Source organism: Dysgonomonas sp. Shenzhen-Wh21, assembly GCF_043392705.1.
Classification (GTDB): domain Bacteria; phylum Bacteroidota; class Bacteroidia; order Bacteroidales; family Dysgonomonadaceae; genus Dysgonomonas.
The window spans coordinates 1-23,021 of record NZ_JAIXHZ010000041.1 but is presented as its reverse complement, the minus strand read 5'-3'; the positions used below and the strand labels follow the sequence as shown (position 1 = coordinate 23,021).

General features: G+C 36.8%; 21 protein-coding genes. 16 read left to right on the top strand and 5 right to left on the bottom strand.

The window, feature by feature from the left end; translation table 11 throughout:
• The first annotated feature begins 7 nt into the window (after positions 1-7).
• From LDB17_RS02185 to LDB17_RS02140, 10 genes are all read left to right on the top strand, one after another.
• Positions 8-748: a glycosyltransferase family 2 protein gene (locus LDB17_RS02185; protein WP_252638578.1), complete on the top strand. Its 741-nt coding sequence runs from the start codon at positions 8-10 to the stop codon at positions 746-748.
• Between the two features lie 30 nt (positions 749-778).
• Positions 779-1,615, top strand: coding sequence for a glycerophosphodiester phosphodiesterase family protein (locus tag LDB17_RS02180; protein ID WP_252638577.1), 837 nt, complete (start codon positions 779-781; stop codon positions 1,613-1,615).
• A complete protein-coding gene (locus tag LDB17_RS02175; protein WP_252638576.1) occupies positions 1,612-2,430 on the top strand; it encodes a phosphorylcholine transferase LicD in 819 nt (272 codons plus the stop codon). The genes LDB17_RS02180 and LDB17_RS02175 overlap by 4 nt, the downstream gene beginning before the upstream one ends.
• A gap of 61 nt (positions 2,431-2,491) precedes the next feature.
• Positions 2,492-2,944, top strand: a complete 453-nt coding sequence (locus LDB17_RS02170; protein ID WP_252638575.1) for an adenylyltransferase/cytidyltransferase family protein — start codon at positions 2,492-2,494, stop codon at positions 2,942-2,944.
• A gap of 9 nt (positions 2,945-2,953) precedes the next feature.
• Positions 2,954-3,688: an SDR family NAD(P)-dependent oxidoreductase gene (locus LDB17_RS02165; RefSeq protein ID WP_252638574.1), complete on the top strand. Its 735-nt coding sequence runs from the start codon at positions 2,954-2,956 to the stop codon at positions 3,686-3,688.
• Positions 3,689-3,852: 164 nt separating this feature from the next.
• Positions 3,853-4,917: a glycosyltransferase family 1 protein gene (locus LDB17_RS02160; RefSeq protein ID WP_252638573.1), complete on the top strand. Its 1,065-nt coding sequence runs from the start codon at positions 3,853-3,855 to the stop codon at positions 4,915-4,917.
• Positions 4,918-4,919: 2 nt separating this feature from the next.
• Entirely contained in the window at positions 4,920-5,672 is a 753-nt protein-coding gene (locus tag LDB17_RS02155; protein WP_252638572.1) for a WecB/TagA/CpsF family glycosyltransferase, read from the top strand.
• A gap of 4 nt (positions 5,673-5,676) precedes the next feature.
• A complete protein-coding gene (locus LDB17_RS02150) occupies positions 5,677-6,279 on the top strand; it encodes an SIS domain-containing protein (RefSeq protein ID WP_252638571.1) in 603 nt (200 codons plus the stop codon).
• Positions 6,276-7,313 (top strand): dehydrogenase, encoded by a 1,038-nt coding sequence (locus tag LDB17_RS02145; RefSeq protein WP_252638570.1) that lies wholly within the window; start codon positions 6,276-6,278, stop codon positions 7,311-7,313. The genes LDB17_RS02150 and LDB17_RS02145 overlap by 4 nt, the downstream gene beginning before the upstream one ends.
• A gap of 7 nt (positions 7,314-7,320) precedes the next feature.
• Positions 7,321-7,803, top strand: coding sequence for a GAF domain-containing protein (locus tag LDB17_RS02140; protein ID WP_252638569.1), 483 nt, complete (start codon positions 7,321-7,323; stop codon positions 7,801-7,803).
• Positions 7,804-7,809: 6 nt separating this feature from the next.
• Here the strand turns inward: LDB17_RS02140 and LDB17_RS02135 are convergent, their stop codons facing one another.
• Both LDB17_RS02135 and LDB17_RS02130 read right to left on the bottom strand, forming a co-directional pair.
• The gene (locus tag LDB17_RS02135) at positions 7,810-9,639 is read right to left on the bottom strand and encodes an SLC13 family permease (RefSeq protein ID WP_252638663.1); all 1,830 of its coding nucleotides are present in this window, start codon (positions 9,637-9,639) and stop codon (positions 7,810-7,812) included.
• Positions 9,640-10,110: 471 nt separating this feature from the next.
• Positions 10,111-10,638 carry a hypothetical protein gene (locus tag LDB17_RS02130; RefSeq protein ID WP_252638568.1) on the bottom strand — a complete coding sequence of 176 codons (528 nt, stop codon included), beginning with the start codon at positions 10,636-10,638 and terminating at the stop codon, positions 10,111-10,113.
• 399 nt (positions 10,639-11,037) lie between these two features.
• On the opposite strand from LDB17_RS02130, the gene LDB17_RS02125 reads away from it, so the two are divergent.
• The 6 genes from LDB17_RS02125 to LDB17_RS02100 all read left to right on the top strand — a co-directional run bounded on the left by LDB17_RS02125 (position 11,038) and on the right by LDB17_RS02100 (position 19,208).
• Entirely contained in the window at positions 11,038-11,592 is a 555-nt protein-coding gene (locus LDB17_RS02125) for a nucleotide exchange factor GrpE (protein WP_252638567.1), read from the top strand.
• A 15-nt stretch (positions 11,593-11,607) separates the two neighbouring features.
• Positions 11,608-12,744, top strand: coding sequence for a molecular chaperone DnaJ (gene dnaJ, locus LDB17_RS02120; RefSeq protein ID WP_135104783.1), 1,137 nt, complete (start codon positions 11,608-11,610; stop codon positions 12,742-12,744).
• Between the two features lie 151 nt (positions 12,745-12,895).
• Complete coding sequence (locus LDB17_RS02115; RefSeq protein WP_252638566.1) at positions 12,896-13,990, top strand: Nif3-like dinuclear metal center hexameric protein; 1,095 nt, start codon at positions 12,896-12,898, stop codon at positions 13,988-13,990.
• Between the two features lie 111 nt (positions 13,991-14,101).
• Positions 14,102-14,857, top strand: coding sequence for a zinc ribbon domain-containing protein (locus tag LDB17_RS02110; protein WP_252638565.1), 756 nt, complete (start codon positions 14,102-14,104; stop codon positions 14,855-14,857).
• Between the two features lie 330 nt (positions 14,858-15,187).
• Entirely contained in the window at positions 15,188-17,731 is a 2,544-nt protein-coding gene (locus LDB17_RS02105; protein ID WP_252638564.1) for an adenosylcobalamin-dependent ribonucleoside-diphosphate reductase, read from the top strand.
• Positions 17,732-17,825: 94 nt separating this feature from the next.
• Entirely contained in the window at positions 17,826-19,208 is a 1,383-nt protein-coding gene (locus tag LDB17_RS02100; protein WP_252638563.1) for a DUF6056 family protein, read from the top strand.
• 12 nt (positions 19,209-19,220) lie between these two features.
• Here LDB17_RS02100 and LDB17_RS02095 read toward each other — a convergent pair whose 3' ends face one another.
• The 3 genes from LDB17_RS02095 to LDB17_RS02085 all read right to left on the bottom strand — a co-directional run.
• Positions 19,221-19,868 carry a LysE family translocator gene (locus LDB17_RS02095; protein ID WP_006843332.1) on the bottom strand — a complete coding sequence of 216 codons (648 nt, stop codon included), beginning with the start codon at positions 19,866-19,868 and terminating at the stop codon, positions 19,221-19,223.
• Between the two features lie 313 nt (positions 19,869-20,181).
• Positions 20,182-22,467, bottom strand: coding sequence for a TonB-dependent receptor (locus LDB17_RS02090; RefSeq protein ID WP_252638562.1), 2,286 nt, complete (start codon positions 22,465-22,467; stop codon positions 20,182-20,184).
• Between the two features lie 197 nt (positions 22,468-22,664).
• On the bottom strand, positions 22,665-23,021 hold a 357-nt coding region (locus LDB17_RS02085), incomplete at its 5' end, for a hypothetical protein (RefSeq protein WP_393924865.1).

The window sequence follows — 23,021 nt, the reverse complement described above, 5'->3', positions numbered from 1 at the left end:
AAAAAAGATGGAACTAGTTTCTATTATTATTGCAACATATAATGCTGAAACATTTTTAGAACGAGCTATTAGAAGTGTTTTAGACCAGACTTACCCTAATATAGAATGTATTGTCATTGATGGTTGTTCGACCGATAATACATTAAATATTCTTGAGAAATACAAATCTGAAAAATTTTGTGTTCTATCAGAACCTGACAAAGGTATTTACGATGCATTAAATAAAGGATGGAAATTAGCAAAAGGAGATTGGATACATGTTCTAGGATCCGATGACGAATTGCTCCCTGATGCAATAAAGGTGTTAATCGAGGAGTCAACTGGATTTGATGTAGTATACGGAAATACTATTGACCGTTATCCTAATGAGACTCTAAGATATTGGACGGCTAAAGATTATACTATGATTAAATATGTAATGATCTGCTGTCATCAAGGAATGATTATGAGACGTTCGGCGATTGAATCTATGGGTGGGTTTAATACTAAATATCCCTTAAGAGCTGATTTTGACTTAACTCAAAAGTTATATTTGCAAGGATATCACTTTAAACAAATAAAAAAAGATATTGCATATTTTTTTATTGAAGGGACAAGTGGTATGGCTCCTTTACATACAGATATTGAACGTTATAAAATACTTAAGGCTAATAAATCAACAAAGTTTCCATTTTTTGCATTTTCTTACTTTTTTATTAGAAAAATAGTCAAACGGTTTTTGATATTCTTAAGGATTAAAAAAAAATAATTATATATTAAAAATGCAGCATACTATAATATGAATCCAAAACGAAAAAAAGCATATAGCAGTTATTTAAAGCATATAGGAACATTCTTAATATTTATAATAATATTTAATTCGTGTCAAGACGAAAAGGCTGAAGATATAGAATATATAAATAAACACACTAAAATAATTGCTCATCGAGGATATTGGAATATTAAGGGTTCTACTGAAAATTCGATATCTTCACTGACTAATGCACAAATGAGGGGATTTTACGGATCTGAATTTGATGTATTTATTACATCTGATGGGATACCGGTTATTAGTCACGAAAAGTATATAAATAAAATGACCATTGAAGATACACCCTATAAAAATATTAAAAATTATATATTGAGAAATGGTGAAATATTACCAACTTTAGAAAGATACTTAATTGTAGGTGCAAAACATAAAGAGACCAAACTAATATTGGAGATCAAACCCCTTTCAACAAAAGATAAAGAAGATGATGCGGTCAAAATCATAAGAGAACTAGTTGGAAATTATAATATGGATGAACAAGTTAATTATATCTCTTTCAGTTTAAATATTTGCACAAAAATGCGAAAATTGAACCCTTCAGCTAAGATATTTTACACAAATGGAGATTTAGCTCCATCAAGAGTCAAAGAACTTGGGTTAAGTGGTATTTCATATAATTATAGTATCTTTAATAAAAATATCAACTGGATCAAAGAAGCAAAAAATTTGGGTTTAATGACCAACGTATGGGTTGTAAATGATGTAGAACTGATGAAAGAATTCTTAAAGGAAGATGTAGATTTTATAACTACCGACGAACCCGTAATGTTGACACAAGTAATACGAAAAAATACTAGCAAATGAAAAAAATAAATTCACATGAACTGCATGCACTTCTTCTAGATTTAGCTATTACATTTGATAGAATATGTAAAAACAACAAAATACCGTATTATATGCTAGGAGGAACTATGCTAGGGGCTGTTCGACATCAAGGATTCATTCCATGGGATGACGATATGGATTTTGGAGTCTCTTCCGAATTCTTTCCTATATTATTAGAAGCCTTATCATTAGAACTACCCGAATACTATAAAGTTCGAACAATAAAAAATTGCGATCTTTTTTATGTGAATTTCATCAAGATAGAAGATACTCGAACGTTGATTAATGAAGTGGGTAAGTCTGAATGCAATGATAAAATAGGGGTCTTCTTGGATATTTTCCCTTTATATAGAACTAATAGTAAGAAAAGTATATTTAGTTTAAACTCAATTATTGTAAAACTAGTTACTCTACAAGCTATCATATTCACTGATACATCTCAGAGAAAAGGAGTGAAAAAAAAAATAGCTTCTATAGCTAAAATTATTTACCCATTCTCGCGTTTCACTATTCATAAATTAATTGATTATCTATTTAAGCTTAGAGAGCATCACGGAAAAAGGAATGATTGTATTTGTAATTTTTATGGGGCTTGGGGATTAAAAGAGCTAATATCAGCGAAGATAATCGGAAATCCAAAAGAATATAAATTTGAAAACATTACACTTTCTGGTGTAGAAAATAGCGACGCATATTTAAAAAGTTTATATAATAATTATATGGAGGTACCTCCAGTCGAAAAACGTCGCATTCACTTAAAGGAAATGTTTTTTGTATCCAAAGATCATATTTAAATAGCATAGAGTAAATTTTACACATGAAAAATAAAGCAATGAATTGTTTGTAGTTAATATTATGATAAAAGATAAGTTAGTCATTTACACATCGGGAACATTTGATATGTTCCATAGTAATCATTTAAAAATGATTGAATATGCAAGAGGTCTAGGTGATATATTAATAGTGGGTGTTAGTACTGATGAGTTAGTTAGTTCTTATAAACCTGTCCCAATCATTCCTTTTGAGGAACGTATTGCCATAATTAAAGCTTTAAAATACCCTGACATTGTAATTCCTCAAGAGTCTTTAGATCATACGGATGTTGTCAGGAATCTAAATATAGACGTCTTTGTTGTAGGTAATGATTGGGTAGGAAAATACGATTACTTAAAAGAATTAGGAGTACAAGTCTGTTATTTTCCGTATGGCAAGGGTATTTCCAGTTCTTCTCTAAAACAACAAATAAGTGAAAACTATGAGAAATTAAAAAAACAGTCAATTATACGGAAAAATCCCGATATTAAATAAACAAAACAAATGAAAACGGCGGTTATTACGGGTAGTACAAAAGGAATTGGATTAGCATTATCAAAAAGAATGCTTACATTAGGATATAAAGTATATATGACTTACTTCCATGATGATGCCCATGCGGAGATTTTATACCAAACATTTTCTCAGAAATATAATAATGACCATTTTGTTATAGACAAAGTTGATCTATCTAATCGCGATAAGGCTATTGAATATATTTATAAATTAAAGGAGGAAGTTAAAGCTATTGATGTTTTGATATTGAATGCAACCGTTACGGATCGTACCCCTTTTGAAAATATGGAACTAGATAGTTTTGAGAAAGTCTTAAGAACAAATGTAACGATACCATTTCTTTTTGTTCAATCCTTATTAAACAATATAAAACTCAGCAAAGATAAATGCATTATTTTTACAGGCTCTATAATGGGTATATACCCGCATCCTTTATCTATAGCCTATGGTGTAAGTAAATCAGCTGGACATGCATTAGCAAAAAATCTAGTGAAATTTCTAGAGCCTTATGGAGTAAGAAGCAACGTGATTGCGCCTGGATTCGTAGAAACAGAAATGCAAAAAGATAAGCCTATGCATATTAGAGAAAATATATGCAATAAACTATCCTTGCATCGTTTTGCTACCGTTGAAGAAATTGTAGATGCATTCATATTTGTTATTAATAACCAATACATAAATGGCACAATCCTAGAAATTGATGGAGGTTATTGTTATAAGTAATTATATAGTTGCCTCTTGTTTATGAAAGATAGGCACAAGAAATAGAAGGTCTTTCAACATCAGAAGGATTAGCAATGCGTTAGATTCATAGAGCATATATTTTTGTATTTGCGGAGACACATAAGCCATATACTTGTTATTAATTAGATTAGACCTAAAAATAAATGAAAATAGCGATTGATATGACTCCACTTTATAATAGAAAATTAACAGGAGTTGAAAATTATGGTATAGAACTATATCAGGCATTAATAAAAACTAGTGCGGATGTCTATCCTATATTCAGAATGGAAAATATATTAGATAACAATCCTAATACCATTATAATAAAAGAATCAAATAGACTATTAGTAGACAATCTATTACTTTCTAAAACGGTGAGGAGTTTAAATATAAAATCTGTTATTTTCCCTATTTTTCCTCCTCCAATAGATATTTATTGGAGAAAAAAATATTTAGTTGCAACAACAATCCACGATCTAGCATTTAAGCACTTTTCTTCTACTCTTTCTTTAAATGCTCGCATTTATATAAAGCCTAAATTAAATTTAGCATTGAAGCATGCTGATAAAATTATTACTATATCAGAAACTGTAAAAAAAGAGATAGAAAAATATACAAATAAACAAGTTATTAATTGGGGTGAAAATATTTCAAAAAAATACTTGCAAACAGAAGATTATATAAAAGAAGCATTCTTATCCCAATGGGAATTAAAACCTGATAATTATTTTCTATCCGTCTCAACTATTGAGCCTCGGAAAAACTTCAAATATTTACTTCAGATATTTAAAGAATATAGGAATATTGACCATAGCATTAAGCTCGTACTAGTTGGACGGAAGGGTTGGGGGAAAGACAAAGAACTTAATCGATTAGTAACAGAACTATCTAATTCAATTATATTCACAAATTACATTTCTAATGAAGAGTTAATGACTCTATACCATTATTCAAAAGCTTTTTTCCTTTTATCCTTGTATGAAGGATTTGGCAGAACTCCATTGGAGGCATTAGCCTGTGATGCGAGGGTCTTTGTCTCTGACATACCTATTTTTAGAGAAACTTTAAAGGAAAATGTAATTTATCTACCATTAAATGACATTGATAATTGCATAAAAATATTGAATAATTACGATTTTACATCAAATAAAAAGAAAAATATAGATATTCCATTTGACATTTTAGATAATAATATTTCAAAAAACTTTAAAGACCTAATTAATTAATAATGAACACAGTTGGAATATTAAACATAAAAATTCAGAATTTATCTCGCCAGAACTTATTAGAACAACTTAATGAAGGAATATTAATGCCTATAAATGTAGATGTTCTTATGAAACTTCAAAAAGATAAATCCTTCTATAATGTATATAGTGCAGCGAACTGGGTTGTGTGTGACAGTAAGATTATAGCTCTTAGTTTAAAATTTTTAAAAAATCAGATAAAAGAAGTTATACCAGGCTCTTCTTTTTTCCCTCTATTTTATAATTATCACAAAAAGAATGAAAAGATAAAAATATTTTTACTTGGAGCTGGGCCTGATGTTGCTGTTACTGCAATGAAAAAAATCAATGAGAAAGTAGGCCGTAAAATAATAGTCGGAGCACATGCTCCCTCGTATGGCTTCGAAAAGAACCCTAAAGAATGTGAAGATATTATCCAAATGATAAATAAAACTGATGCTACAGTTCTAGTGGTTGGTGTTGGAGCTCCTAAACAAGAGAAATGGATATATAGTTATAAAAATAAACTCCCGAATATAAGATTATTTATGGCACTTGGAGCCACAATAGATTTTGAAGCAGGCAACGTCAAACGTGCACCTAAGATATTTCAAAAATTAGCATTAGAATGGCTTTATCGTATGATTAAAGATCCTGGAAGATTGATAAAACGCTATTTGGTCGATGACATTCCTTTTTTTTATTATCTATTACAACAAAAATTAGATCTTTACAAAAACCCATTTAGAGAATAAAACTATGAGAAAAGTTATTGCATCCCAAATACAGACTTCTATTGATGTTAAACAATTAATTTTATCTGATGAGTTATTTCTGCTTGATATACAGAAAGCAGCTGATATAATAACTAGAGCCTATCAGAATAACAAGAAAACTTTACTCGCAGGAAATGGCGGAAGCGCTGCTGATGCACAACATATTGCTGGCGAATTTGTTAGCCGCTTTTATTTTGACCGTCCAGGTTTACCCGCGATTGCATTAAGTACAGATACTTCTATATTAACAGCCATAGGTAATGACTATGGATATGAAAAACTTTTTGCAAGACAGGTGCAAGCACAAGGCAATGAAGGTGATGTATTTATTGGTTTTAGTACCTCTGGTAATTCTGAAAATATTCTTTTAGCTTTAGAAGAATGTAGGAAAAAAGACATCTATAGTATTGGGTTAACAGGACAGAATGGAGGCAAGATGAATAATCTCTGTGATTTAACACTAAAAGTGCCGTCTTTAGAGACTCCACGAATCCAAGAATCTCATATTTTAATCGGACATATTATATGTTGTATTGTGGAAGAAATTATATTTAAAGACCTAAAACCTTCAAAAAATAAGCAATGATCATACGTTCTAAAGCCCCATTACGATTGGGCCTAGCAGGTGGAGGAAGTGATGTTTCTCCCTATAGTGATGAGTATGGAGGATTAATTCTAAATGCCACAATAAGTTTATATGCATATTGTACTATTGAAGAAACTGATAATGGATTAATATCAATTAATGCTCCAGATATAAATAAATTTGCCGATTATCCTGTCTCTAAAACATTACCTATAAATGGCGACTTAGATCTTCACAAAGCTGTATATAACAGAATTGTAAAAGATTATAATATAAAGCCTCAATCATTTTCTTTAACAACCTATTCTGATGCTCCTCCCGGAAGCGGTTTAGGTTCTTCATCAACTATGGTTGTTTCTATAATTAAAGCATTTGCGGAATGGTATAATCTTCCATTAGGTGAATATGAGATAGCTAGATTAGCATATGAAATAGAACGAATCGAACTTAATCTTAGTGGAGGAAAACAGGATCAATATGCTGCAACTTTTGGAGGTTTCAATTTCATGGAATTTAGAAACAATGATCAAGTTATAGTAAATCCGTTGAGAATAAAACAATGGATTATCGATGAGCTTGAAGCATCCATCGTCCTTTATTATACAGGAGCATCTAGAGAATCAGCAAAAATTATTGATGAGCAGAAAAAGAATACCTCTTCAAAAAATATGGAGGCGATTGAAGCTATGCATAGAATTAAACAAAGTTCTATAGATATGAAAGAAGCTATTTTAAAAGGTGATATTACTCAGTTTTCAAAAATTTTAGGTAAAGCGTGGGAAGATAAGAAAAGAATGGCCAGTTCTATATCAAATAGCTATATTGATGAAATTTTTGATATTGCTTTAAATGCTGGAGCTTTTACAGGTAAAATATCCGGAGCAGGAGGGGGAGGATTTATTATATTTATTGTAGATCCCCAAAAGCGAATAAATGTAATTAATGCTCTAGACAAATTAAGAGGGAAAGTTGTCGATTTTCTGTTCAGTAAAGGGGGATGCCATAGTTGGAAAATTTATAATAAAATAAATTAATTTAATCATGTCACACTCTCTCCACATATCCACTTCTTCCAAAGAAGAGAAATACCTCACTCTCCTACCCCAGCTAAAAGGCTTACTCGAAGGGGAGACAGACACTATTGCCAATATGGCAAATATATCTGCGGCCTTGAAAATGACATTTGGATTTTTCTGGGTAGGGTTCTATATAGTAAAAAGAGAGGAACTCGTGCTCGGCCCATTCCAAGGAACAATAGCCTGTACCCGAATCAAATACGGCAAAGGCGTTTGCGGCACAGCATGGAAAGAAAAGCGAACGGTTATAGTAGAGAATGTTAACGAATTCCCCGGGCATATAGCTTGTGATGCCGCTTCGCAGTCCGAAATAGTAGTGCCTCTATTCAACCATAACGACGTGATTGCCGTTTTAGATGTAGACAGTGAACATCTCAATCATTTCGACAAAACGGACGCTCTCTACCTCGAGCAGATAGTAAAGTTCCTTGAAGATAAAATCAATTAAATCGTTTTAGAAAGGAAACAATAAAGGAAGAGCCAGTATCATAATTATTCCCATAATCACTTGCAAAGGCAAGCCGACCTTCATATAATCCATAAAGGTATAACGTCCCGCAGTCATTACTAATGCATTGGGTGGAGTTGAGAATGGAGAAGCAAAACACATACTGGCCGCAACTGCTACAGCAAACAAGAATGGATAAGGACTCACCCCCATCCCCTCTGCAGCCTTCAAGGCTATAGGTGTAAACAACACAGCTGTGGCAGTATTACTTATAAACATAGTGAGCAAAGACGTACAAAAGTAAATCCCCGCAAGCAATGCATAAGGGCCCATATCTCCCAAATGATTAACTAAAGAACCCGAGATAAGAGTATCTACTCCTGTATTCTGAAAAGCAGTAGCCATCGGCAACATTGCACCAATCAGTACTACACTTTCCCAGTTTATACTATTATACGCTTCTTCCATATTACGAAGACAGCCCGTTACCACCATCAGCACAGCAGCTAACATAATAGCAATCACCGAAGGGAGAATCTCTAACACCATTGCCAATACCATCAATATCATTATCCCGGCTGCAATAGGAGCATTCTGATCCAATGTTACTTTAGCGGCCTCTTTCAATGGTTGACCTACAAGCACCAGATCATCTTGCCTGTTGTCTAAATTTGCCAAATCTTTCCAAGTACCCTGTATCAAAAGAGCATCCCCCGAATGCAACTTAGTATCTTTAATATCCCGCATCTTATATTCATTCTGACGCTGAATACCCAATACATTTACATTATACTCTTCCCTGAAACTAATTTCAGAAATTGTACGATTTATCAATCTGGAATTAGGCATAATAAAGACCTCTGCAATACCCGACTCCTGAAATCCTGCGAATGGAGTTTCATCGGTTTTTTTCTCCAAATGGAGATCATTATCAGAAACAAATCTTTCTATATTTTCTATATCTCCGAGGCAATATAATACATCATCTTTCAATATTACCGACTTGGGGCCTGCAACCTCCTCTATAAACTTTTTTCTGAATCTCGAATTACCATTCTTACGTATAATTTTACTGATACTGATATCGTAGGTTGAAGCAATCTTTAGTTCGGCAAGCGTTTTGTTCAACAATGGCGAATCAGACTTTACCTCTACCTTGTACGATTGTTGTTGCAGTTGGTATTCCTGAGCCAATTCAACCAAAGATTTTCCTTCTTTCTTCTTGCCCGATGATGAATCACTCTTTGAAACAAGCAGCTTGCTCAAGAAGAAGAGAACGACAACACCAATACCCAACGCAATGAAACCGATAGGCGCAAACGAGAAAAAGGATAAAGCCTCATATCCGGCATCAACAAGCGCATTCTGAATCACAAGATTGGGAGGTGTACTAATCAACGTAAACATCCCCATACTACTGGCAAAAGCCAAAGGCATAAGGTAACGACGTGGACTTATATTGGCACTCGCAGCCATACTCACAATAATAGGCATCATCACGGCCACAGTGCCCGTATTACTCACAAAAGCTCCGATAGAAGCCGTAACCAACATGACCAGAATAAATAGTTTATTCTCATTCTGCCCTGCGGTCTGAAGTATTTTGCTACTTATCATCTTTGCCAGCCCTGTGCGGAAAATACCGGCTCCTACGACAAAGAGACCAATCATCATAATTACAACCGAATTAGAAAAACCGGCTAATGCTTCGGTAGGAGTCAACACTCCGGTTAATGCCAATATGAGCAGAGCACATACAGCCACAAGATCTGAACGAACCTTTCCTCGCATGAAGAAAAAAGATGCGACCAACAAAGTTGCTAATGTTATATTGATAGGAGATAGTAAAGACGAAAGTTCCATTTGCGTAATTGTTTATAATTCCTTTCCAGTTTGTAAACAATGCAAAGATAAAAAATACTGATTCATCCAGCTACTTGTTTCTAACAACAACAATAAAAAGATAAGAATTGTTTGTATTTTTTCACTTTCGTTGAATACGAAGTCTTTTTATAGAAAAAGGAACATTATACGAAGGATTCCCTTAAGGCTTGCTAAGGAGAAGAATTTAGTTGTCTCTGAACAGAATGAAGCGCCTAAGACTTAACAGTCTACAAGCAAGACTCCGTTCTGTTCAGAAAACAACAACATACAAACACGCTTCTGTGTACAAAGATACTTATATGTGAAAAAGGAATATCTTTCTATAAATTATATTCTAAAACACTACAAAAACAAGAATGTTCACACATTTAGTTATACGCTAATATTTTTTAAATGTTACATAAATATTAAAAAAACAGATTCTCAATCAACAACTACTCCTTTGATATTTGCAATACTAATTCCTCTGAAACAATCATCAGCGCAGTTATTTTCACTATAACCACACAAGGAAATCATTCCTTCGTTTTTTGTTTCAAAATAAGTTTGCGTATCTTTTCTTTTTTTCAACCAGTCTTGTTTTGCCTTTTCATAAACTTCATCGAGAGTTAAAACATCCGATGCCGGCGTATTTTTATGACTACCTAGTTCTAATACGTTTTCAGTCCACTCCAATTCAAGATTAGCATTTACTTCACTCGGATAGCCGGTATATTTAAAGCTTCGCCTATTTACTTTGCCATCATAAATAGTGATAGTCGTTTGCCAGGAATAACCAACCCATGTACCTCCGGTTGTTGTATATTCGTATGTATTATTGGTTTGTTTCTTAAAACGACTCCATGCTTCCTGACTATCCTTAAATCTATCTTCGTATTCAAAATTATCATTATCACAAGATGTGAAAACAAAACCAACGAACAACAGTATAAGTAGCATTTTATGTTTCATAGTCTATACACTTTGGGGGTCTTTATTAGCAATATATTATTTTTTCAAACTAGATGTTTTTATTTTAGCAACACTTTCTGAATAGAAATAAGCAAGTTCATCTCCTATAATATTATGATGCAATACGAGTCTTTTTCGTTGCATTTACTTTTTATATATCTCAAAAAAAAATAAAACTTGACAATTTAAGGATATATCAATCCGTTCAGTACAACAAAGATAATCTATATATTCCTTTGCAGTACAATGGATATTTTATTTGAAAATTGAGACTCCATAAGAATTTTGGCAAGCCTTTTGCTATATACTTATCAACATCAATTTGGATACAATAAATTACGCTTGTTAATTTGTTGACAATATCTTTGTTATTAGCTGAAAATAAAATAAATATAAAATATGAAAGAGGATATTTCTGATAAAGATCTTGAAAGAGATGAATTTGTAGAAACAGACAATCTGACAAATAATCAGACAGAAGAAAATGCAGGAGACGAAGCAAGTGACAATGTGACCGATTGGGAAGCAAAATACAATGAGCTCAACAACTCTTACCTGCGCCTTAATGCTGAATTCGACAACTATCGCAAACGTACATTGAAAGAAAAAGCCGAGCTGCTTAAATCAGGTAGCGAAAGAGTGTTGCTTGACATCATAGCGGTAGTCGATGACTTTGAGAGAGCATTAGACAACATCTCTAAAACGGAAGACATAGATGCTGTAAAAGAAGGTATAGATCTTATATACAGCAAGTTTTCAAGCTTCCTTACCAAGCACGGAGTAAAAGAGATAGAAACCATCGGTCATGCATTCGACACCGATAAGCATGAGGCGGTAACTACTATTCCGGCTCAGAGCGAAGAAGACAAAGACAAAATCATAGACAGTATACAGAAAGGATACACACTCGATGATAAAATCATCAGATATCCTAAAGTAATTGTTGCAAAATAAAACAAGAATATTTCGATGGCAACAAAGAGAGACTACTACGAAGTGCTAGAGGTAACCAAGACCGCAACATCTGAGGAAATAAAAAAAGCATATCGCAAAAAAGCAATTCAGTATCACCCCGACAAAAACCCGGGAAACAGTGAGGCAGAAGAAAAATTTAAGGAAGCTGCCGAAGCCTACGAAATACTGAGCGACGAGCAGAAACGTGCCAAATATGACAGATATGGACACGAAGCTCCGGGCGGATTTGGCGGCGCAGGAGGATTCTCGATGGATGACATATTCTCTCAGTTTGGCGATATATTCGGCGGGCACTTTGGAGGAGGATTTGGCGGGTTTGGCGGTCAACGTGGCCCTAGAACAAACAGAGGTTCAGACCTTCGTGTAAAAGTCAAATTATCTCTGAAAGATATCGCATCGGGCGTAGAGAAAAAGATAAAAGTAAACAAATTTGTTTCTTGTACGCACTGTAAAGGTACAGGAGCAGACAAAGGCACAGCCTACGAAACATGTTCGACCTGTAAAGGCTCGGGTGTTGTTACTCGTGTGATGAACACCATTTTGGGGCAAATGCAAACACAATCTACATGTCCGACATGTAACGGTGAAGGAAAGACCATTACGAAAAAATGTGCTCACTGTGCCGGAGAAGGTATCACCCGCGAAGAAGAAGTGATAACCATCAACATTCCTGCCGGAGTAGCAGAAGGCATGCAACTATCGATGAGTGGTAAGGGAAATGCAGCCCGCCATGGTGGTATAAATGGCGACTTGCTTATCTTGGTAGAAGAAGAACCGCATCCTGAGTTGTTCAGAGACGACAATGATATAGTTTACAACCTACTGCTGAGTGTTTCTACAGCCGCATTGGGTGGTAATGTCGTTGTACCTACTATAGACGGAAAGGTAAAGGTAACGATAGAACCGGGAACACAGCCGGGTAAGGTTTTGCGACTCAAAAATAAAGGTCTGCCAAGCATCAACAGATACGGCACGGGAGACTTGTTGATAAACATCAGTGTCTATATTCCCGAAAACCTGAGCGACAGCGAGAAAGAAACCCTCACAGGATTGGAAAACTCTCCTAACTTTCAGCCTAGCAAATCGGTAAAAGAGAAGATATTCACTCATTTCAGAAAAATGTTCGATTAATCTCAATATTATTTAGATAAATAAAAAGCAATTCTTCCTTCTATAAGGGAGAGTTGCTTTTTTATTTCTCCTGATCTATATAAATGATGTAATATTTCATTTTCTATTATATCTTTGTTATAACCTAATGTTTATACAAATACAGCGAGCGATGAAGATTAAAGATATTCTGCATGTCATAGAACAGATTGCCCCTATTCCTTTGCAGGAAGGATTTGATAATAGTGGAGTGCAAATAGGAGATATACATCAGGAAGCCAAAGGCGCAATTGTTTGTATAGACGTCACCGAGGCCGTAATGGACGAAGCGATAGCCTTAGGCTGCAATCTGATCATATCGCACCATCCTCTGGCGTTCCGCAGCTTCAAATCTCTCACAGGCAAAAATTATATCGAACGCTGCATGATAAAGGCATGCAAGCACGACATCGTTGTATATGCAGCCCATACCAATCTGGATAATGCCTCGGAAGGAATTAATCAGTATTTGGCTGATATGCTCAACCTGCAACATGTAAGGATTCTTGATCCGCAAAAGGACAAACTACTTAAGCTTGTAACCTTTGTTCCACATTCACATGCCGAGCTTTTGCGCAATACATTGTTCAATGCAGGAGCCGGATCGATAGGCAACTACGACTCGTGCAGCTACAATATTACAGGAGAAGGAACATTCAGAGCAGGTGATGAAGCCAAGCCCTACTGTGGCGAAATAGGCGAATTGCACACCGAACCCGAGACACGCATCGAAATGGTATTGCCTGTATACAAGCGGTCGGAAGTTTTGCGCGCACTCATCTCGGTACATCCCTACGAAGAACCCGCATACGATTTCTACGCTTTACAAAACGAGTGGAGTAAAGCCGGAAGCGGTATCGTGGGTACGCTGCCCGAAGAGATGGACGAAGAAGATTTCTTATACTTGCTCAAAGACACATTCCACCTCAATATGCTGCAACACTCGCCTTTGCGTGGCACCCCCATACGCGATGTGGCTATATGCAGCGGCAGCGGGGCATTTCTTATTCCGAAAGCAGTTTCTTACAGCGCCGATATTTTCATCACGGGAGAAGCTAAGTACAACGACTTCTATGACGTGGAAGACAAAATATTGCTTGCAGTGATAGGACATTACGAGTCTGAAATTTTCACAAAGAATATTTTTTTCGATATTATTTCAAAAAAATATCCTACCTTTGCAGTATATATGTCAGGGTTTGACGTAAATCCTGTAAAATATTTGTAATCAGGCGGTGACACACTCCCGCTTATTACGGATGATGTAGTAAGAAGATAGTTGAAGCTATTCGATTACTGCATTTTTTTATGATAGAAATTCAATAAACAAAAATATCTTATGGCAAAAAAACCGACAGAAAAAGAAGTAACGGTAGAAGAAAAGCTACATACGCTTTATCATCTACAGCTGAAACTATCTGAAATAGATAATATCAAAATCCTACGTGGAGAACTTCCTCTTGAAGTAGCCGACCTTGAAGATGAAATCATCGGATTGGAAACTCGTATCAAAAAACACGAGGCTGAATTAAAAGAAGCTGAAACTGCGATTTCGCATCAAAAGCAAAAAGCAAAAGACAGCGAGCTTAAAATTGCAAAATACAAAGAACAGCTTGATAATGTTCGCAACAACCGTGAGTTCGATCACCTCAGCAAAGAGATAGAGTTCGAAACATTGGAGATTGAGTTATCCGAAAAACGCATCCGCGAATTTAGCCAAGATTCAAAAAGCCTTGCTGAGCAAATAGAAAAGAGTAAAGCTTTTCTTAGCGAACGTGCTGCCGACCTTGCTCAAAAGAAAGAAGAACTGGATGGCATTGTATCTGAAACAAAACAACAAGAAGAACAACTTCGCGACGAAGTGAAAGATATCGAGGCCGAAGTAGAACCTCGTTTATTACAAGCCTTCAAGAGAATTCGCAAAAGTGCACGCAACGGTTTGGCTGTTGTATGTATAGAGCGTGGTGCTTGCGGGGGTTGCTTCAACAAAATTCCACCACAAAAACAAATGGATATCAAAATCGGTAAGAAAATTATCGTTTGCGAATATTGTGGTCGTATCATGATTGATCCGGAACTGATAGCAGCAGAGTAACTTATCAGAAAATAACATATTTTACAAATAATCGGAAAGGTTAAAAAGATCTTTCTGATTATTTTTTTTGCTTTTTTCTTAAACATTATCTTCCACATCTTGTTCTATTTATTATACACTGAAAAACAAAATGGAAAACTTTTCCACAATATACAATTTTTACATATCTAATTTTCAGGTAATTAAATTTTAAAACGGAAAACTTTTTACTTTGTTAATAAATATATATTGCAAAATTTGTTTCATCATCACATAATCTGTAATATTGCATTAACAAAAAAAAATCAAGAGAAACAGACGAAATAATTTATATAAAAAAAACATAAACAAATGGCACAGAAGGTTTACACTTTTGACGAGGCGTATAAAGCCGCACTTGATTACTTTAACGGTGATGAGCTAGCCGCTAAAGTATGGGTTAATAAATACGCCCTAAAAGATGCGACAGGCAATATCTACGAACAATCGCCCGAAGATATGCATTGGAGATTGGCGAACGAAATAGGCCGTATAGAATCAAAATATAAAAATGGACTCACCACCCAAGAGCTATACGACTTGTTTGACCAATTTAAATATATTGTGCCGCAAGGAAGCCCAATGACAGGGATAGGTAATGACTATCAAATAGCATCATTGTCGAACTGTTTTGTTATCGGCATGGATGGATCATCGGATTCATACGGGGCTATTATCCGCGTTGACGAAGAACAAGTACAACTGATGAAACGCCGTGGAGGTGTTGGACACGATTTATCACACATACGCCCTAAAGGATCACCGGTAAAGAACTCAGCTCTTACATCTACCGGACTTGTCCCTTTTATGGAAAGATATTCCAACTCTACACGTGAAGTCGCTCAAGACGGACGCCGTGGAGCTCTTATGCTTAGCGTATCGATCAAGCACCCGGACTCGGAATCATTCATTGATGCCAAAATGATAGAAGGAAAGGTTACCGGTGCCAATGTTTCGGTGAGGATAGACGATGCCTTTATGCAAGCAGTAGTAGACGGAACACCGTATACACAGCAATACCCGATAGACTCGGACAACCCGACTACAGTAAAAGAGACCGATGCTACCGAGCTGTGGAAAAAGATAGTTCACAACGCATGGAAATCGGCCGAACCGGGAGTATTGTTTTGGGATACCATTATCAGAGAATCTGTGCCTGACTGCTATGCAGACCTTGGATTCAAGACTATATCTACAAATCCATGTGGCGAGATCCCTCTTTGTCCTTATGACAGCTGCCGTCTATTGGCAATCAATTTATATTCATACGTAGTGAATCCATTCAAAGAAGATGCATATTTCGACTTCGAACTATTCAAAAAACACGTAGGACTGGCACAACGAATCATGGACGATATTATCGATCTTGAAACCGAAAAGATAGATAAGATCCTGAACAAAATAGAAATCGACCCTGAGAACGAAGAAGTTAAATGGCCTGAAAGACATCTATGGGAAAAAATTCGTAAGAAAACACTACAAGGCCGTCGTACAGGAGTAGGTATCACAGCCGAGGGCGACATGATTGCCGCTATGGGCTTGCGCTACGGAACAGAAGAGGCTACAACTTTTGCCGAAGAAGTACACCGCACACTGGCTATTGCTGCATACCGTGCCTCTGTGGAACTGGCGAAGGAACGTGGAGCATTCGAAATATTCGACATCGAACGTGAAAGAAACAATCCTTTCATCAATCGTTTGGCTGAAGTTGATCCGAAGCTATACAAAGACATGGAAAAATACGGACGTCGCAACATAGCATGTCTTACAGTAGCACCTACAGGAACAACGAGCTTGATGACACAGTCGACATCAGGTATCGAGCCGGTATTCCTCCCGGTGTATAAACGCCGCCGCAAAGTGAATCCGAACGACAAGGAAGTCCGTGTAGACTTTGTTGACGAAAACGGAGACTCTTGGGAAGAATATGTCGTATTCCACCATAAGTTTGTGACATGGATGGAAAGCAAAGGATATCCTGCTGCCAAACGATATACAAATGAAGAAATAGACAAGATGGTTGCCGAATCTCCTTACTACAAGGCTACTTCAAACGATGTAGACTGGCTACAGAAAGTAAAAATGCAGGGACGCATCCAAAAGTGGGTAGACCACTCTATCAGCGTAACCATCAACCTGCCATCTGATGTTTCGGAAGACCTCGTGAACCAGCTCTATATAGAAGCTTGGAAAAGCGGATGTAAAGGATGTACTGTGTACCGTGACGGATCACGCGCCGGAGTTCTTATTGCCAACGACAGCAAAAAGGAGGAAGAAGACTGCGGAGACTGCTACGAACGCCCTCAGATAGTAATGGAACGTCCTCGTGAACTGGCTGCGGATGTCATCAAATTCCAAAACAACAAGGAAAAATGGATTGCTTTCATCGGCTTATTAGACGGACGCCCTTACGAGATCTTTACCGGATTGTCGGACGATGACGAAGGCCTTGTGCTTCCGAAGAACATCAATCAAGGTGTGATTATCAAAACAATGAACGACGAAGGTCAACGTTCATACGACTTCCAGTTTAAGAATAAGAGAGGTTATAAAACAACAATCGAAGGATTGAACGGCAAGTTCAACCCGGAGTTCTGGAACTACGCCAAACTGATATCGGGAGTCTTGCGTTACGGAATGCCCATCGATCAGGTTGTAAAACTTGTTCAGGGACTTGAACTCAACAGCGAAACTATCAACACATGGAAGAATGGTGTTGAACGTGCGCTGAAGAAATACCTACCGAATGAAACAGAAGCCAAAGGTCAAAAATGTCCTGTCTGTGGACTAGAGACATTGGTGTATCAAGAAGGTTGTATGAAATGTACAAACTGTGGTGCATCAAAATGCGGATAAAGCATTTTTCAATAATAATAACAAAGCAGCAAGACAAATCGTCTTGCTGCTTTTGTTTTTTATTGTATTTTTGTAGCAAACTTACAATAACTTCATGTACGCCCAGAAGAATAGCTTCGACGATGGAGTATCTCTTGTTCGGAGAATATACAACAACACAGAGAAACTCTTGCACTCTATCAGCAACACCAAAACAAAGACAAGGACGTGTTGGATAGTTGTGATAGTAATCTGTTTCACAGCTATATATTCACTAAACAGGCTGACTCCTATTATATCCGATGACTTTGCATACCTCTTCATTTATGGTGAAGATGGCCGTATCACTTCCATCAAGGATATTATACATTCGCAAATCAACCATTACTACATGTGGGGTGGACGCTCCGTTGTTCATTTTATTGCACAAGTACTGCTAATGCTGCCTAAATATATAGCCGATTTACTAAATACACTAGTTTATTTAAGCTATATATCCTTAATCTACCTGCACATAAAAGGAAGTGCAAAGAATAGTATTCTTTTATTTTTAATGGTCAATCTGGGGGTTTGGTTCTTGCAGCCCGTACTTGGAGACACCGTCTTTTGGCTGACAGGCTCTGCCAACTACCTTTGGGGAACATGGCTAATTTTACTATTCCTTTTGCCCTTCAGGCTGTACACTGGAAGAGTATCAAGGCCTATATTACAAGCTTTTTACTCTGTGTGTATTTTCATACTGGGAATACTAGCCGGATGGACAAACGAAAACACAGCGGCTGCAATGTTAGTGATTGTTATAGGCTTTTTCATATATTATCGTTCACAGAAGTGGGCTATTCCTGTTTGGGCTATTGCGGGATTTGCCGGAGCTATTATAGGCTTTATCATCATGATAGCTGCTCCGGGAAACTTTGTAAGAGCTGGAGAATCTACATCATTCAGCCTATACAACTTAAGTTACCGCCTATTTATGTGGACGCTGACACTTTTTTATTATAGTGGACCTCTTTTTCTTATTACTCTCATTTCCATTATCACTTTCAGTCGTTTTTCGAGAGGAGATAGAAAGGACAAAATGAAGCTTGTGCTCATATATGCAGTAGCGGCTATTGCAGCAGTATATGCCATGCTGGCTTCACCTACATTCCCACGCAGAGCACTCTTTGGGGTTGTCACTTTCCTTATTATTGCCATAGGCATCTGCCTTTACAATCTGGATTACAAAAACGTATTCTTGAAGCAAATAAGACTTATCGTAATATCAATATCACTGATGGCTTTCTTATTTACCTTTTATCTCAGTTGGAAAGAAATCAATTCGTACAGTAAGATCGTAGCTCAACGTGAAGCCACTATAAAACAAGCAAAAGAAGAAGGTTTAGATTATTGTGAATTTACACGATACAACGGCAGTTCGTACATCCACGGAGAAGACCCATACTCGGAAGTGCTTATGTCTCGTTATTATGGGATAACGATCAAATTAAAAGATTGAAGCGGAATTAAGCTAGAAGATATCGATCCCCATCAGTGTACCTGTAATAATACCGGCTACACCCAAACCTACCAATAACACTCCTATGATCTTATTAAATATCTGAAGCCCTCTGGGATTGAAGCGGGATCGCAGTTTATTAACAAAGTAAGTGACCAGCAACCACCACAACATAGCTCCGATACCGATAAAAGATATGGTAAGAAGATCGTACCCGAAAGGCTTATCTGCATCAATCACATTGAAGCGAGCAAACAGGGCTATATAAAGAAATAATGTAGCGATATTGGAAACGGTAAGTCCTAGCGAAGATGCAAAGACCTTCCAGAAAGACATAGCATTTTCTTTTAGTTTTGTAAGGCTTTTCGACGGGTTTTTATTGAAAACTACATACCCGAAAGCAATAAGAACAATACTACCCACAATCTTAAGAGGACCTTCGTGTTGTTGAATAAATTCGGTACTGAACCCTAGACCTAAAGCTGCAATAATAGCAAGCAATGCTATCAGCATATCACCCACAGCCGCTCCGAGTCCGGTTATCAACCCTTGCTTCTTTCCTTCGTTCAGAGTACGCTGAATACACAGCATACCAACAGGCCCCATAGGAGCAGAAGATAAAAAACCAATAAATAATCCTTTTATAATGATATATACCATTAACTATATATTAGTGGAACACCCTGTCTGTCAACAGGGAAAAACTATAAGGTTTCATTTTTTTATAGTTAAGAGTCCCTCTCAGCTTCACAAAGATAGCATCAAAATCTTAGAATATGACACAAATGCGGTAAAACCGAGTTTGAGATTAAGTATTTTTAATCTAATCGAATCATCATCGGCGGTTTAAAAATATCAATTTATATTTTCTTTTATCTTATTAAATAAAAAATTGAAAAGTCGAGAATAAAAAGGAAATTTGAAGAAAAATGTGTCTCAAGAGTCTTACACCATCCTTGAGACACATTTATATTTATATAGAACTTATCTTAAGACCAATAAAGAATGTACGAGGCAATGATGGTCCGTAAATATATTCAGAATCCCTGTTAGGGCCTTTGTCGTAATCTTTCTGTATCTGATTGAACATATTCTGTATTCCGCCATTAATCTCCACTTTGTTAGTAGCATTCAGATTGAAGAAATAAGACAGCTTCACGGTCATATCCACAAAGCTGCGTGTTTTTACAGTCACATCTTTTTCAACACCTTCTGCACCGGAAAAGTGGGGAGCCAACATAGAGCCGGTATACACTCCCGACAAGGAGACGGCATAGCTTCTCTTAGGTGTAGCGGTTGCAGAAAAGAATCCATACGTATCAGGTGATCGGAGCATCTTCTTCACAGGTTCTACATACGACTCTGACGACCAGCTTACAGGTTCTGTATAGCGGCTTCTCTGCCAAGTAAATCCACCTTGCAGCTCAAGCCAATCGATAGGCTGTATTGTTGTTTCCAGATTTAGCCCATATACGTATGCACCATCACCATTCTTGCGGGTCATTATAATATTACCCATAGCGTCGGTTCCTGTTTCTTCTACTATAAATACCCGGTTTATCTTATTATAAAATCCTTCGACAAGAAAATAGGAATAAAACTTATTATTAAACAAAGTATAATCAAATCCTCCATTGATAGCATTCGAATATTCGCGTTTCAGGTTTTCACCAAGAACAGTAATCGTAGCCTTTCCTCCAATAACAGGTACATCCAGATCAGAAGCTATTATTTCAGGAGCTCTGTATCCCATCGAATACGCTGCACGCAGATTCACCTTCTCTCCCACTCTGTATCTTATACTCGAACGGGGAATGATATTTACATTATTCAATTTATTATGCTTATCACCTCTTATACCTACAATGAAAGTTAGCTTGTCGTCGCGCCACTCATTCTGCGCATAGAGGCTGCTTACATTCAGAATTTGCTTCATATTCCGGCTATGAATCGTATCATGAAGGTTTGTATACTCTTGTGTAAAACCTACAGTAAACTTAGCAGGCATAAACAGCAATTTATCGGTATTCACCTCGTAACGAACAGTACCTGCAGCTGCCAGTTCGGATGTATTACCATAGCCATTCAGATCACGACCACCGCCATAATAACTATCTCTGCCTGTCTTTTGTATAGAGCCATTCACAGTCAGCTTACGCTTGTTATCGTCACTCGAATGTATATACCCCACGCTCCCGGCATGTATACTATAATCTGTAGTCTCGGCTATCTCGGCTTCGTGGGGTGGGCGATTGAGATTATCTCCTCCCCTTCTGTACTCGGAGATATAGTGATATTCGAGCGTGAGCTTATCGTTTAAAGTAGGCTTTGTAAAACTGCGGAAGCCAATAGATGTCGCCTTATTTTTTCCAATTTCGGAGAAACCATCATCGTTGGCATCCCACGCATTACGATGGCGCATATTAGCAAATAATGAAATACCCGAAGTCTTCGTTCGGTCTACAAATGAAGAGTTGAGAGACAGGATATTATCAGCCGATTTTCCGTCTATCAAAGACATATTGTATTTTGCTTGATAAGAATTCTTCTCCGGCTCTTTTGTTATCACATTAATAACTCCGCCTATTGCATTTGCGCCATATAGAACAGAGCCACCACCTCTGATTACTTCGACTTGTTCTATCATATTGGTCGGCATCTGTTCTAATCCATACATTTTAGACAGGGATGTAAATACAGCTTGTCCGTCAATAAGCATTTGCGAGTACTGACCTTCCAATCCATTGATACGAACTTCTTGTGTACCGCAATTCTGGCAATTAGTCTCTACACGCAAGCCCGGCATATAATTCAAGCCTTGCGAAAGCGATACGGAGTTGGTAGCCTCAAATGTTTTTGTTGTAAGCTCGTTTACCACCACAGGCGAAATTTTCCGATTGAGAGCCCTCAATGATGCTGTTACTGCAATTTCGCCGAGCTGCTGATTCTCGGGTTCTATATACATGGTCACATTTCTGGTAACGCCCTGCCCTATAGTTACCTCTTGCCTTATGGGAGCATATCCTATATACTGCGTTACCAGAATATATGTCCCTGCGGACATTCTGTCGATGGAGAAATGACCTGTCTCGTCTGTTACGGCAACATGGTTGGTTTTATCGATATAAACGGTTACACCCGGAAGGTGCTCTTCGGTTTGTCCATCGAGCACATGCCCTTTGATGAATGACGTTTTCAATTGCGCTATAGAACTTATAGCATATAGTATATAGAATGACAAAAGTATAATCTTTTTCATATTGATTAAAATATATAATATGGTACAATAACAATGCAGTAATGCACCATTTTGTATGATGTATTGGCAACACAAATCTCGTCGAAGAAATTTGCATTACACTTTTTTGGGAATAAGTTAAATGAATAGAGATTGAAGCATGAACACTTCAATCACAAGGAGGAAAACGATTCCTCATAATTAGACTTTATATTGTCTCAGGATAGAAACGAAGGGGGTGCTCTATAGTTGGCAGAATACAGAACAGGAGGAATTACATCCTTTAGTATTACCTGCTTGTATGTAAAGATTATCTCGGGAATGTATATATCACCGATATAGGAAGACACAGCCTCAAAAGAAGCTAGATTGGATAACTGATTGAAAGTAAAGAAACCGGCTGAGGTATGATGATGAGTTTCGAATGGCAGTTGCCTGTTATCGTCGCCATCTTTTGCCAGCTTCTTATATGGATGTGAGTGCACATAAACCACTCCATTGTAGACGTGGCTATGTACAAAATAAGATACACAGCCCAGATATCCTATATACAATAGGAATAATACTCTGGCTGT

Coding starts and splice junctions, on each gene's coding strand:
- LDB17_RS02185 (WP_252638578.1), top strand. CDS start 8: ATGGAACTAGTTTCTATTATTATTGCAACATATAATGCTGAAACATTT.
- LDB17_RS02180 (WP_252638577.1), top strand. CDS start 779: ATGAATCCAAAACGAAAAAAAGCATATAGCAGTTATTTAAAGCATATA.
- LDB17_RS02175 (WP_252638576.1), top strand. CDS start 1,612: ATGAAAAAAATAAATTCACATGAACTGCATGCACTTCTTCTAGATTTA.
- LDB17_RS02170 (WP_252638575.1), top strand. CDS start 2,492: ATGATAAAAGATAAGTTAGTCATTTACACATCGGGAACATTTGATATG.
- LDB17_RS02165 (WP_252638574.1), top strand. CDS start 2,954: ATGAAAACGGCGGTTATTACGGGTAGTACAAAAGGAATTGGATTAGCA.
- LDB17_RS02160 (WP_252638573.1), top strand. CDS start 3,853: ATGAAAATAGCGATTGATATGACTCCACTTTATAATAGAAAATTAACA.
- LDB17_RS02155 (WP_252638572.1), top strand. CDS start 4,920: ATGAACACAGTTGGAATATTAAACATAAAAATTCAGAATTTATCTCGC.
- LDB17_RS02150 (WP_252638571.1), top strand. CDS start 5,677: ATGAGAAAAGTTATTGCATCCCAAATACAGACTTCTATTGATGTTAAA.
- LDB17_RS02145 (WP_252638570.1), top strand. CDS start 6,276: ATGATCATACGTTCTAAAGCCCCATTACGATTGGGCCTAGCAGGTGGA.
- LDB17_RS02140 (WP_252638569.1), top strand. CDS start 7,321: ATGTCACACTCTCTCCACATATCCACTTCTTCCAAAGAAGAGAAATAC.
- LDB17_RS02130 (WP_252638568.1), bottom strand. CDS start 10,638: ATGAAACATAAAATGCTACTTATACTGTTGTTCGTTGGTTTTGTTTTC.
- LDB17_RS02125 (WP_252638567.1), top strand. CDS start 11,038: ATGAAAGAGGATATTTCTGATAAAGATCTTGAAAGAGATGAATTTGTA.
- dnaJ (WP_135104783.1), top strand. CDS start 11,608: ATGGCAACAAAGAGAGACTACTACGAAGTGCTAGAGGTAACCAAGACC.
- LDB17_RS02115 (WP_252638566.1), top strand. CDS start 12,896: ATGAAGATTAAAGATATTCTGCATGTCATAGAACAGATTGCCCCTATT.
- LDB17_RS02110 (WP_252638565.1), top strand. CDS start 14,102: ATGGCAAAAAAACCGACAGAAAAAGAAGTAACGGTAGAAGAAAAGCTA.
- LDB17_RS02105 (WP_252638564.1), top strand. CDS start 15,188: ATGGCACAGAAGGTTTACACTTTTGACGAGGCGTATAAAGCCGCACTT.
- LDB17_RS02100 (WP_252638563.1), top strand. CDS start 17,826: ATGTACGCCCAGAAGAATAGCTTCGACGATGGAGTATCTCTTGTTCGG.
- LDB17_RS02095 (WP_006843332.1), bottom strand. CDS start 19,868: ATGGTATATATCATTATAAAAGGATTATTTATTGGTTTTTTATCTTCT.
- LDB17_RS02090 (WP_252638562.1), bottom strand. CDS start 22,467: ATGAAAAAGATTATACTTTTGTCATTCTATATACTATATGCTATAAGT.